Annotated in this window: 15 protein-coding genes; all 15 read right to left on the reverse strand. The window is 47.5% G+C overall.

Features of this window, described 5'->3' with window-relative positions; all coding sequences use genetic code 11:
• Positions 1–100 precede the first annotated feature (100 nt).
• The 15 genes from spoIVB to accC all read right to left on the reverse strand — a co-directional run bounded on the left by spoIVB (position 101) and on the right by accC (position 14,275).
• A complete protein-coding gene (gene spoIVB / locus V5J77_RS15950; protein WP_338551825.1) occupies positions 101–1,432 on the reverse strand; it encodes a SpoIVB peptidase in 1,332 nt (443 codons plus the stop codon).
• Between the two features lie 123 nt (positions 1,433–1,555).
• Positions 1,556–3,268 carry a DNA repair protein RecN gene (gene recN, locus V5J77_RS15955; protein ID WP_338551826.1) on the reverse strand — a complete coding sequence of 571 codons (1,713 nt, stop codon included), beginning with the start codon at positions 3,266–3,268 and terminating at the stop codon, positions 1,556–1,558.
• Between the two features lie 27 nt (positions 3,269–3,295).
• Entirely contained in the window at positions 3,296–3,748 is a 453-nt protein-coding gene (gene argR, locus V5J77_RS15960) for a transcriptional regulator ArgR (RefSeq protein ID WP_046231955.1), read from the reverse strand.
• 28 nt (positions 3,749–3,776) lie between these two features.
• The gene (locus V5J77_RS15965) at positions 3,777–4,229 is read right to left on the reverse strand and encodes a hypothetical protein (RefSeq protein WP_338551827.1); all 453 of its coding nucleotides are present in this window, start codon (positions 4,227–4,229) and stop codon (positions 3,777–3,779) included.
• 191 nt (positions 4,230–4,420) lie between these two features.
• Positions 4,421–5,251, reverse strand: a complete 831-nt coding sequence (locus V5J77_RS15970) for a TlyA family RNA methyltransferase (protein WP_338551828.1) — start codon at positions 5,249–5,251, stop codon at positions 4,421–4,423.
• A 16-nt stretch (positions 5,252–5,267) separates the two neighbouring features.
• Positions 5,268–7,166, reverse strand: a complete 1,899-nt coding sequence (dxs, locus tag V5J77_RS15975) for a 1-deoxy-D-xylulose-5-phosphate synthase (RefSeq protein WP_338551829.1) — start codon at positions 7,164–7,166, stop codon at positions 5,268–5,270.
• A gap of 115 nt (positions 7,167–7,281) precedes the next feature.
• Positions 7,282–8,196 carry a polyprenyl synthetase family protein gene (locus V5J77_RS15980; RefSeq protein ID WP_338551830.1) on the reverse strand — a complete coding sequence of 305 codons (915 nt, stop codon included), beginning with the start codon at positions 8,194–8,196 and terminating at the stop codon, positions 7,282–7,284.
• 3 nt (positions 8,197–8,199) lie between these two features.
• Positions 8,200–8,412: an exodeoxyribonuclease VII small subunit gene (xseB, locus tag V5J77_RS15985; RefSeq protein ID WP_338556849.1), complete on the reverse strand. Its 213-nt coding sequence runs from the start codon at positions 8,410–8,412 to the stop codon at positions 8,200–8,202.
• A 13-nt stretch (positions 8,413–8,425) separates the two neighbouring features.
• Positions 8,426–9,808, reverse strand: coding sequence for an exodeoxyribonuclease VII large subunit (xseA, locus tag V5J77_RS15990; RefSeq protein WP_338551831.1), 1,383 nt, complete (start codon positions 9,806–9,808; stop codon positions 8,426–8,428).
• A gap of 4 nt (positions 9,809–9,812) precedes the next feature.
• Positions 9,813–10,673: a bifunctional methylenetetrahydrofolate dehydrogenase/methenyltetrahydrofolate cyclohydrolase FolD gene (gene folD / locus V5J77_RS15995; protein WP_338551832.1), complete on the reverse strand. Its 861-nt coding sequence runs from the start codon at positions 10,671–10,673 to the stop codon at positions 9,813–9,815.
• Positions 10,674–10,735: 62 nt separating this feature from the next.
• Positions 10,736–11,188 carry a transcription antitermination factor NusB gene (nusB, locus tag V5J77_RS16000; RefSeq protein WP_338551833.1) on the reverse strand — a complete coding sequence of 151 codons (453 nt, stop codon included), beginning with the start codon at positions 11,186–11,188 and terminating at the stop codon, positions 10,736–10,738.
• Between the two features lie 282 nt (positions 11,189–11,470).
• Complete coding sequence (locus V5J77_RS16005; protein ID WP_338551834.1) at positions 11,471–11,701, reverse strand: DUF2273 domain-containing protein; 231 nt, start codon at positions 11,699–11,701, stop codon at positions 11,471–11,473.
• 14 nt (positions 11,702–11,715) lie between these two features.
• Positions 11,716–12,273, reverse strand: coding sequence for an alkaline shock response membrane anchor protein AmaP (gene amaP, locus V5J77_RS16010; RefSeq protein ID WP_338551835.1), 558 nt, complete (start codon positions 12,271–12,273; stop codon positions 11,716–11,718).
• 99 nt (positions 12,274–12,372) lie between these two features.
• The gene (locus V5J77_RS16015) at positions 12,373–12,780 is read right to left on the reverse strand and encodes an Asp23/Gls24 family envelope stress response protein (RefSeq protein ID WP_338551836.1); all 408 of its coding nucleotides are present in this window, start codon (positions 12,778–12,780) and stop codon (positions 12,373–12,375) included.
• Positions 12,781–12,889: 109 nt separating this feature from the next.
• A complete protein-coding gene (gene accC / locus V5J77_RS16020) occupies positions 12,890–14,275 on the reverse strand; it encodes an acetyl-CoA carboxylase biotin carboxylase subunit (protein ID WP_338551837.1) in 1,386 nt (461 codons plus the stop codon).
• Between the last annotated feature and the right edge of the window lie 35 nt (positions 14,276–14,310).

Genomic DNA, 14,310 nt, shown 5'->3' on the forward strand with positions numbered 1-14,310 from the left:
AATTAGCGCTTCATTTCGCTGAGTTTCGACAAAAGAAGGCCATCTCCAAAAATAAAACAATCGCCTGCAGCGTATAGCTCTCTGCCGCTGGCGATTGTTTTTAAGCTGCTGTTTGACTGCCCGGCTGCATTGTAGATTTCAATAAAACCCCTGCATCTTGAAGCATCCATTCGATGAAACATCCATAACCCGATGTAGGATCATTTACAAACACATGGGTAACCGCACCAACCAGCTTGCCATTTTGGATAATTGGGCTTCCTGACATACCTTGTACAATGCCACCCGTTTTATCAAGCAAGCGCTTATCCGTTATTTTGATAACCATTCCTTTAGTTGCCGGACTGCTCTGCTTCATAACATGGGAAATTTCAATATCGAATTTCTCAACCTTTTGTCCGTTTACTACGGTGTAAATTTGAGCAGGACCTTCAGCTACCTCCTCGGCAAAAGCAACCGGCACAGCACTGCTGTTATAGCTATGGGTAGGGTTTTCATTCATTTTTCCGAAAATGCCAAATGATGTATTTCGCTCCACATTACCCAGCACTTTACTTTCCTTCACAAAATGAGCCCTTTTTTCGCCCGGTTCACCATTTTGGCTTTTGTTAATCGACGTTACACTGGATTGGAGAATTTGACCATCACCAACCTCAATAGCCGTTTGCGTGTCCATATCCGTAATGACATGTCCAAGTGCTCCGTAAACGCCCTGATCAGGAGCATAAAACGTCAGTGTGCCTACACCAGCTGCAGAGTCCCGTATATAAAGACCTAGCCGCCACGTGCGATCCTCAGCATCATAAGAAGGATTCAAAACGGTTTTGCTTAATTGTCCGCCGCGCTTATAAACAATATCAAGCGCTTTCTTGTTGTTGCCCGCCTGACCAACGAGCTCAGCTACTTTCCTCACCTCGGTAACCTTTTGCCCATTGATCTTGACAATCAAATCGCCAAGACGCAAACCTGCAAGCTCACCTGGAGACTGTTTGCTGCCATTTTGACTAGTCACTTGATGATGACCGACGACTAAAATCCCCGCTGACTTCACCTTAACCCCAATGGTTTGACCACCAGGAATGACCTTTAAATCAGGTACAACATTGACTTTAACCGTCTTGAAAGGAATTTTACCGAATAATTTCACTTTCATCCTCGTTTCGCCGCTTTGCTGCGAATGCAAGGATAGCGGTTCATTCAAATTGACTGATAAAGACCGGGTCGATGAGCCATTCACTTGAAGCATACGCGGGTCCACCGTAACTTGAGCATGAACAGGAACTCCATATTGTAATCGTTTCGATTGGCCTGTGAACAAACGCAGTTCATTCGGGATTGAGGCTAAGTGCTGAAACGGTGTGGAGAATCCTACCATGCAAATCAAAATCACGAGAACCAGACCGAACCATCTCTTCCTCTTGCTGGAGTTCAATGATTTCACGCTCCCTGTAATTCCATCGCATGACGATAAAGGTTTAATCGCCATTGGCGTACCTTTAACTTACCCCGCCTCCACCGTTTTATGACCACAAAAAACTTCCCTGAATGCCCTCCATTAGGCTCCTTTCTGTCGCAATGCCAAATCAAGCATTTCTTGTGCATGATGTCGCGTCTTCTCTGTGACTTCAACACCACCCAGCATACGCGCCAGCTCCTCTATTCGAGTACTGCTCATAATTTCTTTAATGGAGGTCGCTGTACGCTGATTAACGACTTGCTTGCGGATCTCATAATGATGATCGGCCATACAAGCTACTTGCGGCAAATGCGTAATAGAGAAAATTTGGCAGCGACGCGATAATTGGGAGAGCTTCTCTGCAATTGACTGTGCTGCGCGTCCGCTTACACCAGTATCCACTTCATCAAATATGAGTACTGGTATTTGATCATGCTCAGCAAATATCGCTTTCAAAGCAAGCATCACACGCGACATCTCGCCGCCTGAAGCAATTTTATTTAATGGTTTAAGCGGCTCTCCAGGGTTTGGGGCCAGCATAAATACCGCTTCGTCACAGCCATTGCTATTAAGCACAACAGCTGATTCCTTTTGTTCATGCTGCTTGATTCTGTCCATCTGAACAGAAAAAATCGTATTAGGCATTTGTAATTGACGAAGCTCACGCTCAATTGACTCGGCCAAACGTGTTGAAGCATGATTCCGAAGCTGTGACAGCTCCTCAGCAAGCTCAAGTGCCGATTTATACAGTGTTGCTTCGCTATTACGCAGCTTTTCTAAGTAGTCATCGCGGTTTTCGATCTTGTCGCGCTCCACGACGATGCTTTTATAATAAACGAGAATATCCTCAATGCTCTCGCCATATTTGCGTTTCAAACCATGAATAAGGTTAAGACGATCTTCGATAGTAGCAAGCTGCTCTGGATCTGATTCAATGGTATCTCTGTAATCTCTAAGTTGAAAAGCGGCATCCTCAGCTTGATAATAAGCCGATTGGAGCTGTTCAAGCAACGGCCCGACAATATTAGGATCATACGTCTGAATATCCGTTAGCTTAATAATCGCTTTATTTAAAGCATCTAAGCCAGCATCGCCATACAATAAAGAATAAGCTTCTGTAACATTATCCATCCGTTTACTTGCGTATTGCAGCTTGCGCTTCTCTTCAGCCAAGCTTTCATCTTCTCCAACTTTGAGCTGGGCGTTCGAAATTTCTTTGATTTGAAAACGATACAAATCCAGCATTTGCACATTATGGCGTGCAGAATCCTCTAGCTCACGCAGCGCAGCTCTTGCCTGCTGTAGCTCTTTATATACCGCTTTATAAGCCTGCTTGCGTTCAATCAATAAGTCTCCTGCGAACATGTCAAGCCACTCCAGATGCCTCTCTGTACGCAGCAAAGATTGATGCTCATGCTGACCATGAATATTAACTAAACATTCCCCAATTTCACGAAGCATCGTCATGGTGACGAGCTGTCCATTTACTCGGCTGCTGCTTTTTCCTTGGGAGGTGAGCTCACGACGAATGACGAGCATCTCGTCATGTGATGCCTCTACTCCTAGTCTCTCCAGCACATGCCATACAGGATGCATCCGCGGCAAATCAAACATCGCATCCATTTCCGCCTTCTGACAGCCATACCTGACCATATCTGCGGAGCCCCGTCCTCCAACAATTAAGCTAAGCGCGTCAATAATGATGGATTTACCCGCTCCCGTCTCCCCCGTCAAAACATGAAATCCATGGTGGAACGAAACCGTCACCTGCTCAACTACAGCTAAATTTCGAATGGACAGCTCTCGCAACATAAACTGATGCCTCCTAAAATTGGTATGTTAGTTCAATAGCTCCAGCAACCTCTCTACAACTTCATTGCTCTGAGCTTTCGTGCGGCAAATAATTAAAATCGTATCATCTCCGCAAATAGTTCCCATTACTTCCTGCCACTCCATATTGTCCAGCAGCGCGCAAATCGTATTGGCTGTGCCCGGCAAACACTTCATTACGACCAGATTGTCTGTGAAATCGATGTTTACGAAGTGATCAAGCAGTGCCCGCTTGAGCTTATGAATCGGATTGATTCGTTGTTTCTCCTGCGGCAACGAATATCTGTATCTGCCATCCTCTGCTGGAACCTTAATGAGCATAAGCTCCTTAATATCACGTGATACTGTCGCTTGCGTTACCTGCAATCCGGTATTGCGAAGTGCTTCAACTAGCTCCTCCTGCGTCTCCACAACCTGATTCGTAATAATTTCCTTAATTTTAAATTGACGTATTCCTTTCATAAATAAAGCGCCTCCCAAACATGCTATTCTATAACTGAAAAACAACTTTTCTAATGGAGCGTTCCTTCACATTAATAAACAGGATGCCCTGACATTTCGGCAGCATCAGTCCGTACACAAGCAGCCTATCCCTTATTCCGCTTCCTGTCCAATCCATCGGCATACGATCCCTTGCAGTCTTCACGATGTATAACTCTCCGTCAAGTTCTGCAATATAATCAATATACAAGCGGCTGTCAAGCTCTTGGCCATCCAAGTCAATCTGAATGGGAATCCGGTGCTTGCCTGAAACAACATGATATCCACTCTGCTCAAGAAACAGAACGTTCTCATCATTTGGATCAAGCGGTACACCCTTACCAAGCTTCAATCGGTTAAAGGAGGCCGGCTCGTGCAGCCAGCGATGAAACAATCGAAATAACCACAGGATTAACAAGGCGGAGGCAACTAGCATAATTAACCAGTCACCGTATTTGTCCATATGCGACCCTCCATCCAAAACATCCTTATATGTATTGGTTCGTGATGGACGACGCATATTCCTGTCAAAATCTATAAAGCGAACGCATGTTTGGTTGAGTCCAGTGTATCAAAAAAGACCCAACTCTGTAAAGTAAAAAATAGGGGAACGCCTGATCGCCTTAGCGATGCAGGCATTCCCCTCGCAGCTTGCTACTGTTTATCAGCGGAAAAGGTACCGCTCGCCTGCTTGACGAGCTCCATAATTGCCGCATCATCGGGAACCTGCTGATTAGGCTGGTTATCCCAAATCCAGTAAGCTAAAAATTCAATATTGCCCTCTCCGCCTGTAATAGGTGAAAAGGATAGATCACGCAGCGTATAACCCATCTCAGCAGCGGCCTGCGTTACATTGCGCAGTACCTCTGCATGTACCTTAATGTCCCTTATCACACCAGATTTCCCTACTTTGTCACGGCCTGCCTCAAATTGCGGCTTGATTAAAGCCATCACGCCTGAGCCCGGATCCATTAATCCAGCAAGCGCAGGCAAAATGAGCTTCAATGAGATAAATGAAACATCAATAGTGGCAAATGTAGGCTTAGGCCCCAGCAGCTCTTCAGGCTTTATATAACGGAAGTTAACGCGCTCCATGACGTTCACACGTGGATCTTGACGCAGTGACCAATCCAGCTGATTATAGCCAACGTCAATAGCGTAAACGTATTTCGCTCCATTTTGCAAAGCACAATCCGTAAAACCACCAGTCGAAGCTCCAATATCCAGCATTGTACGTCCAGTTAGATCCAGCTCAAAAGTGCGAATGGCCTTCTCCAGCTTTAGACCCCCGCGGCTCACATAAGCGTGAATAGCCCCTTTTACTTTAATATCCGCCGTGCGGGCAACTTTCATTCCGCTCTTATCAATCGGTTCGTTATCCACCAGAACAAGGCCAGCCATTAGTGCTTTCTTTGCCTTCTCCCTGCTTTCATAAAAACCACGCTCGACGAGCAGTACATCTATTCGTTCTTTAGGTGTCGTCATTCTTTTACCTAGCCTTCTAATGCTGTCCAGTAATGCGCATTTTACTGCGAGGATGCATGTTTTTGAGCTCAGCCGCTATCCGTTCGCCTGTCAGGCCCACTTCTGCGCGCTGCTCTTTAATGGAACCATGTTCAATAAATTGGTCTGGAATACCGACAATCCGAATTGGCAGGCCATAAATACCGCGCAGTGAATAAAATTCAAGAATCGCACTGCCTAGACCGCCAAGTTCTGCTCCTTCTTCCAGCACAATGATGTTTTTGCCTTCATTAGCAAGGGACAAAAGCATTTGCTCATCCATAGGCTTAATAAAACGAGCATTTACAATACGGACATTCATGCCATCACGCTTCAATAGATCTGCTGCTTCTTCCGCCACTTGCAGCATCGGTCCGATGGCAATAATAACAGCCGAATCACCTTCGCGCACCGTTTCCCATGAACCAATTGGCAGCGGCAGCAGCTCAGCATCAATTGCTACGCCAAGACCGTTAATCCGCGGATAACGAACAGCAATCGGACCCTCATTATAATCAACCGCCGTCTTCATCATCCGGCGCAGCTCATTTTCATCCTTTGGCATCATAATGACGAGATTTGGCACATGACGCAAAAATGGAATATCATACACACCATGATGAGTTTCCCCATCGGGTCCAACAAAGCCAGCACGGTCGATAGCAAAAATAACATTCAGGTTTTGGCGGCAAATATCATGAACAACCTGATCATAGGCTCTTTGTAGAAACGTAGAATAAACAGCAAATACCGGCTTCATTCCTTCAATTGCAAGTGCCGCAGACATCGTCGCCGCATGCTGCTCAGCGATGCCAACATCGACCATGCGCCCTGGAAAACGAGCTGCGAATTCCATTAGCCCTGATCCACTAGGCATAGCAGGCGTAACAGCAATAATCCGTTCATCCTTCTCGGCCAGCTCAATCAGTACATCGCCAAATACCTGCGTATACATTGGCGAGCCAACGGCCTTGACAACTTGGCCCGACTCGATCTTGTATGGAGATATGCCATGCCATTTGTGTGAATCTGCTTCCGCTGGCGAGTAGCCTTTACCTTTAACCGTCACCACATGCACAAGAACAGGTCCTGACACGGAATCTGCCTGACGGAAAATATCCAAAAGCTGCTCCATATCATGCCCGTCAACTGGTCCCAAATAAGTGAGACCAAATTGCTCAAACAGTATGCCCGTTACAAGCAAATATTTCAAGCTGTCTTTAAACTTTTCTGCCGTCTTGGCCAGCTTCCCGCCGACAGCAGGAATTTTGTTCAAGAAATGCTGCAGCTCTTCCTTCGCCTTCTGATAATGGCGATCAGAGCGGATTTTCCCTAGATATTGATGCATCGCACCAACATTCGGCGCAATGGACATCTCATTGTCGTTCAGTACGACGATCATTTTCTTCTTCTCATGACCGATATGATTAAGCGCCTCAAAGGCCATCCCGCCAGTCAAAGCACCATCGCCAATGACGGCAACAACCCGATTGTCCTCGCCTTTAAAGTCACGCGCCATCGCCATACCCATTGCTGCGGACAGCGACGTGCTGCTATGTCCAGCTTCCCAAACATCATGCACGCTTTCATCGCGTTTCACAAACCCGCACATGCCTTTATATTGACGCAGTGAATCGAAGCGATCCATGCGCCCTGTTAAAATTTTATGCACATAAGACTGATGACCTACATCAAAGACAAATTTATCCTTTGGGCTGTCAAATAAATAATGAAGAACGAGCGTCAGCTCCACAACTCCTAGATTGGAAGCAAGGTGACCACCCGTAACGGAAAGCTTCTCAATGAGAAACTGGCGCACTTCACCTGCAAGCTGCTCCAGCTCTTTCTTGGAAAACCCTTTTAAATCCTGAGGACCGTTTATATGTTCAAGCAGCACAGTACTTCCTCGCTTTCGCGAACAGCAGCCATCACTGTTCAATAGACGTCAAAATATTTAAACTATTATAACATAGGCTTTATTTTTTTCCCAATCCTTAAGACATTAGGGCGGATTAATGATCCCTCTGCACCAAATAATCAGCGATTTGCAAAAGCCTGTCAGGTGCTGCAAGTCCCGCACTCAGCACCGCTGACTTCGCGTCCTGCGTCAAATGCTCTACTTGAGCCTTGCTCTCCTCAAGCCCCATCAGAAAAGGATAGGTTACCTTTTGTTGTTCAACATCGCTGTTGGTCTTCTTGCCAAGCTTGCTCTCATCACCAATCAAATCCAGAATATCATCTTGAATTTGAAAAGCTAGACCGATATTGCGGCCGTACTGCTCCAGCAGTTTGATCTGCTCTTCCGTTGCTCCGCCAATACGTGCGCCGGCTGTAACAGAAAATACAACCAGATCTCCGGTTTTGTGCAAATGAATATATTCAAGCTCTGCAAGCGATGTGATGCCCTGCTCACCCAGCATATCTGCTACTTGCCCGCCGACCATGCCTCTTGCCCCGGCAAGCATCGCTAAATCCTCTACAATATCGAGTGCAACCTGCGCACTGACACCGCCAGCTTTAGCCGCTTTAGGAATTAAATGAAACGCATGGGTCAGCAGCGCGTCACCAGCCAAAATCGCCATAGCCTCTCCGTACACCTTATGGTTCGTCAGCTTGCCTCGGCGATAATCATCATTATCCATGGCTGGCAAATCATCATGAATTAAGGAATACGTATGTACGCATTCAATCGCGCAAGCTACAGGTAACGCTTTGCTCACCATATCTCCGTTACCGCTAATAGCCTCAGCTACAGCGAGCACAAGAGCGGGTCGCAAGCGTTTACCACCGGCCTCCAATGAATACATCATAGATTCACGGAGCTTATCCGGAACCTCCCACTGCGCAGGCAGCACCTCGGTAAGCGCCTGCTCTACGGTGGCGGCGCATTGCGCCAAATAAGTTTTTATCAAAACCGTGTCGCTCAAGCGTTATTCTCCTTTGTCTTCGCTCGGTGGAGCAAACGTTTTTTTCTGAAAGCCCTGCTCTGTTTCAATGAGCGTCTCGATCTTCTGCTCCACCTGCTCTAGCTTGCCGCTGCACAGCTTTGACAGACGCATGCCCTCTTGAAATAGATCAATCGCCGTCTCCAGCGGAACATCACCGTGTTCAAGCTTCTCTACAATTGTATCAAGCTGCTCCATCGCCTGTTCAAAGCTAAGCTCGGTTGCTTCCTTCTTTGCCACTGCTGCCCTCTCCCTCCAACGAAGATACCTCACAGGTCATCTGCCCATCGGCTAGCTTCACCTGTACGCTGTCCCCTACCTTCACATCTGCTACTGACTTGACCAAGCGCTGCTCCGACTCTTCATAAACTAATCCGTATCCCCGTGCCATCACCTTCAGCGGACTAAGCGCATCAAGCTGACGTATAGAGCTATGGAGCCTAAGCTGCTTCTCCTGAAGCGTTTGCTGGATGATCTGTTCAAGCCGTTTTGAAGCTCCTTTGAGTCTGCTTGCGGCAAAATGTACGCGTTGCCCCGGATGATGCCCGGCAAGCGTCGCTTGCAAGCGCTCTAGCCTGCTATGCCCGCGCTGCGCTGCTTTAAGTGTTCGCTGGCGCAAGCGTTCCTCCAGCAAATCAAGGCGCTGCGCTTGCTCCAGCAAATATTTACGAGGATAAAGGAAAAAAGGCGAACGGCGCACACGTGCAAGCTGCTCCTTGCGGCTGCGTATAAGCTGGCGCAGCGCTTGCTCCAGCTGCTGGCGCTGTCTGCTTAAATGCTTCTCCAGCTCGGCTGCATGCGGAACAGCCAGCTCAGCTGCTGCAGTAGGCGTCGCCGCCCGCAAATCTGCAACGAAATCAGCAATCGTGTAATCGGTCTCATGACCGACTGCGCTGATGATTGGAATAGCGGATGCGGCTATGCTGCGCGCTACCTGCTCTTCATTAAACGCCCAAAGCTCTTCAAGCGAGCCGCCGCCGCGTCCTACAATTAATACGTCGATTTCACCAAAACGATTCATTGCTTCTATCGCATGTGAAATGGAAGGCGCTGCTTGCGTTCCTTGCACCAGCACCGGATAAACATAAATACGCACAGCGGGATAGCGGCGCTGCAGCGTAATCATCATATCGCGAACCGCTGCCCCTGTCGGTGAAGTAATCAGCCCGATCGCTTTAGGATAGCGTGGAATCGGGCGCTTACGCTCAGCGGCAAACAGCCCTTCTTCCTCCAGCTTGCTCTTAAGCTGTTCGAAAGCGAGATACAAGCTTCCTATACCATCTGGCTGCATGGCGGCTACATAAAACTGATAGTTGCCATCCCGCTCATAGACAGAAATGTTTCCGCGCGCCATCACTTTAGCGCCTTCGCGAGGAATAAAAGGCAGCCGTTGGTTATGCGAAGCAAACATGACGCATTTCAGCCGACTGTCCTTATCCTTAAGCGTAAAATACATATGGCCACTGGAATGATGCGTAAAATTAGAAATCTCTCCGCGCAGCCACACATCGCCAAGCACAACGTCCGAGTCCATTTTCATCCGGATATATCGGTTAATGTCCTTTATCGAATAAACCCGCGGCTGTTCTTTCATCACCTTACGCTCCGATTCCGTTTGCGCGTTTAGCTGCTTTAATGGTGTTCTGGATCAGCATTGTGATCGTCATCGGACCCACGCCGCCCGGTACAGGCGTAATATAACCAGCAGTCTCCAAGCAATCCTCGTAATCCACATCACCTGCAAGCTTGCCATCAGGCAAACGGTTAATGCCCACATCTATAACGACTGCACCTGGCTTCACGAACTTGCTGTCAATCGCTTTCGCTTTGCCGATGGCTACGACAAGAATATCCGCCTGCTTGGCAATCTCTTCCATATTTGCTGTTTTGGAATGGCAGATCGTTACCGTAGCATGCTCTCTAAGCAGCAGCATTGCAACCGGCTTGCCCACAATATTGCTTCGACCGATAACAACCGCATGCTTGCCTGCAATAGCAACGCCACTACGTTTAATTAGCTCAATAACGCCGGCCGGCGTACATGGCAGCAAGCTGTCATCGCCTATTACCAGATTACCCACACTTTCAGGATGGAAACCGTCAACGTCCTTTTCCACACGAATCGCATCAATAACGGCTTTCTCGTTAATATGCTTAGGCAGCGGCAGCTGCACCAAAATACCATTAATGCTATCCTGCTCATTAAGCTTCGCAATCAGCGCCAGCACTTCCTCTTCCGTTGCCGATTCGGCCAAACGGTGAACCTCGGAATATAATCCAAGCTGCTGGCAGGCCTTTTCCTTGGAACCTACGTATACTTTAGAAGCGGGATCTTCACCAACCAATACAACTGCAAGGCCCGGAACAACACCCTGTTCTTTAAGCGAAGCCGTATCTGCCCCAATTTCCTCACGAATAAGATCCGAAATCTGTTTGCCTAAAATGATATGTGCGCTCATAATGTGTCGCTCCCCTTCTTGCCAACCGGCTCTTCACGCCGACGGTTTCCTAGTTTGTATGATCAATTCTCGGCTTTCAGCTGCTCAAGTCCGCTAATCAGCTTGCCTAACACGCCATTTACGAATTTGCCAGACTCTTCCGTGCCGAAATGCTTTGCTAGCTCAATTGCCTCATTAATAACGGCTTTCGGAGGCACATCGTCGCTGAATACCATCTCAAAGCATGCCAGACGCAAAACCTGACGGTCTACCCGAGACAGCCTGTCCACCTGCCATCCGGTCAAATGATCCTGCAGCATGTCGTCAATCGCCGCTTTCCGCTCCGCAACGCCCATGACGAGCTGTCTTACAAAATCATCTTCCGCCTTGCCAATATCTCCTGGCTCTGCACCGATCTCATTAGCGGAATGAGCCTCTTCAAGAAGCATGTCCACCGCTTCATCAGCTGTGACTTCATTCATTTCCATTTGGTACAAGCTTGATACTGCAATTTCTCTCGCTAATCTACGTTTCATGGGACCTCCACAGCAGTTGCACTGCTTACTGAAATTTATTATTCGTAAACGGCTGAAGCCGTCCTTTAGCGGCAAAGCTTCCGTCTCGCGGGTAAAACATAAGCCCATTCACAATGGTGAAGCTAACACATGCTTATGTTTTAATAAAAACGCTTGGCGACGTTCTTGCTATTAGGCGCCATCGCGATGATTATTTTCCCATATTTCAAAAAAACCTATGATCTCCTCCCTGCCTCGAACAACCGGCAATCCGGCTTCCGGAGAACGGAGGAGACCACAGGATTATCTAAACGGGCGAAACCTTTCCATTAGTACACTCCAAACTTGCTGCCATGGAGCAACCGGATCTTGCCGTAAATCTTTCTTTTTACCTATCCAATAACCGACTGAAATAAGCAGCATAAAAACCAGCATATCCCAAAAACCAGCAAACAAATACACGAAGCCGAAAAAGAGACCTGCTGCTGCGCCAATTGTCCGCTTTCCGTAATGAACCCAAAATTCCCTCCACATCCGCTAGCCCACCTCTATTCCACGCGACTCTTGTACATGCCTGTCTGAATGACATTCGCCACGAATACCGTCACATTGGAAACCGGTATGCCTGTAATATCCTCAATATGGCTTTTGACAGCAAGCTGAATCTCTTCCGTAAGTGTTGGGATAGAGCTTTCTCCATCAACAAACACGCGAAGCACAATGTCAAGGCCAGAGTCGGAAGTACGAATGCGCGCACGCAAATCTTTAACCCCACGGCGTTTGGAAGCTGCTTTAAGGGCTAAATTTTCAATCGTTTCAATGGAAATGCGAATATCGCCAAAATCTGTCCGTTGATCAATGGATGGCGGAGCGGCAGAGCCGCGATGCAAGGAAACAATAAAAAATCTCAAGCTGAGCAAAAACAATACAATCCCAACAATAATAACGGAAATCTGAAGCGATGGTTGCTCAAAAAGATGGTCAATAGCCATTAAAAGCGCTCGCTTCGAAATCCAATTAAAGCCAATACATGCGATCATAATGGAAGCGGCACCGATTACGATGCTATAAATAAACAATAGCAACTTGTCCACAATTCTAAACAATGCAAATGCCTCCTCCGGGCAGACCGAATGAAAACCCCCTTGCGCCGAGCGGCATGCCGATCACGAGGGGGTTATAGTCAATTCTCTTCCATGCAGTTATTACTTAACGCGCAGCAGTTGGTCTTCCTCTACCGGCTTCTCAGCAGCTTTGAAATGAACATCGTGAATATGTACGTTCACTTCAATAACATGCAGACCTGTCATCGTTTCAATCGAACGTTTCACATTGCGCTGAATTTCTGAAGCGATTTCTGGAATGCGGTTGCCGTATTCCACAATAATGGATACATCAATCGCCGCCTCACGCTGTCCAACATCAACCTTAACGCCTTTAGACAAGTTTTTACGCCCAAGCATCTCTGCGATTCCGCCTGCAAAACCGCCGCTCATGCCAGCTACACCAGACACCTCAACTGTAGCCAGCCCAGCAATGACTTCAATAACCTCGGGTGCGATCTGAATAACGCCAATGTCCGTTTTCTCATAATCCGTTGCTGTTGTACTCATGATAGCTTTACACCTCCCTAAAGTTGCGCGTCCCGCCCTGCATCAAGCGGGTAAAGCTTCCGCATCTTATTTCTATACTATATCATTCGCCATGAAATATGACAAACCATTACATATTGTCCGCAGCTACTGCCGCAGCCTTCTCCGGATGGAACACATCATATTCCTCAAGGAACTTGATATCAAAATTTCCTTCAATAAACTTTGGATGCTCCAGCAGTTTTTGATGGAAAGGAATCGTTGTTTTGATGCCTTCAATCGCGAATTCAGACAAAGCTCGCTTCATGCGGGCAATCGCTTCCTCACGAGTTCTTCCCCAAACGATCAGCTTGGCAATCATTGAGTCATAATGCGGTGAAATTGTGTAGCCCGGATAAACCGCGCTGTCGACCCGTACGCCTGTACCGCCTGGAGCCAGATAGAACGGAATATGTCCTGGCGACGGCATAAAATTACGCTCTGGATCCTCTGCGTTAATCCGGCATTCGATCGACCAGCCATTAATCGCAAGATCCTCTTGCTTAAAGGAAAGCGGATTGCCTTCTGCCACGGAAATCATCTCTTTAATCAGATCAACATTCGTAATCATTTCTGTAACGGGATGCTCAACCTGAATACGAGTATTCATTTCCATAAAATAAAATTGGCCGTCCGGTCCGAGCAAAAATTCAAGTGTTCCTGCCCCTGAATATTGAACAGCAAGCGCTGCGCGAACAGCTGCTTGTCCCATCGCTTCGCGAAGCTCAGGAGAGAGAATTGGACAAGGCGCCTCTTCTACCAACTTCTGGCGACGACGCTGAACGGAGCAATCGCGTTCAAAAAGATGTACAGCATTGCCATGCTTGTCCGCCATAATCTGAACCTCGACATGCTTCATGCCAGTCAAATATTTTTCTAAATAAACGCCTGCATTGCCGAAAGCTTTCTGTGCTTCCTGCTGTGCCGTCGTAATTTGCGAAACGAGCATTTCCTCGGTATCAGCAATACGGATGCCCTTGCCGCCTCCGCCCGCTGTCGCTTTAATAATGACGGGATATCCGATTTGACGAGCGATTTCGACCGCTTCTTCCATCGTCTCAATTAGACCTTCAGAGCCGGGAATAACCGGAACGTTAGCCTGCTGCATCGTTTGCTTGGCTACTGCCTTGTCGCCCATTTTGCTAATCGCTTCCGGTGAAGGACCGATAAACGTAATGTTGCAGGATTCGCAGATTTCCGCGAAATCCGCATTTTCAGCAAGGAAGCCATAGCCTGGATGAATCGCATCACATTCCGTAATGGTAGCTACGCTCATCAAATTCGTTAAATTCAAATAGCTGTCCTTCGACAAAGTAGGCCCGATGCAATAAGCTTCATCTGCTAGGCGCACATGCAGCGAATCGCGATCCGCCTCCGAATAAACGGCTACGCTTGTAATGCCTAGTTCGCGGCAAGCGCGAATAATACGCACGGCGATTTCGCCGCGGTTGGCAATAAGAATTTTTTGGAAATTCACATTATTACTCCTTTCAAATGGCTAGTTCTCCCAGA

The organism is Paenibacillus sp. KS-LC4, assembly GCF_036894955.1.
GTDB lineage: Bacteria > Bacillota > Bacilli > Paenibacillales > Paenibacillaceae > Pristimantibacillus.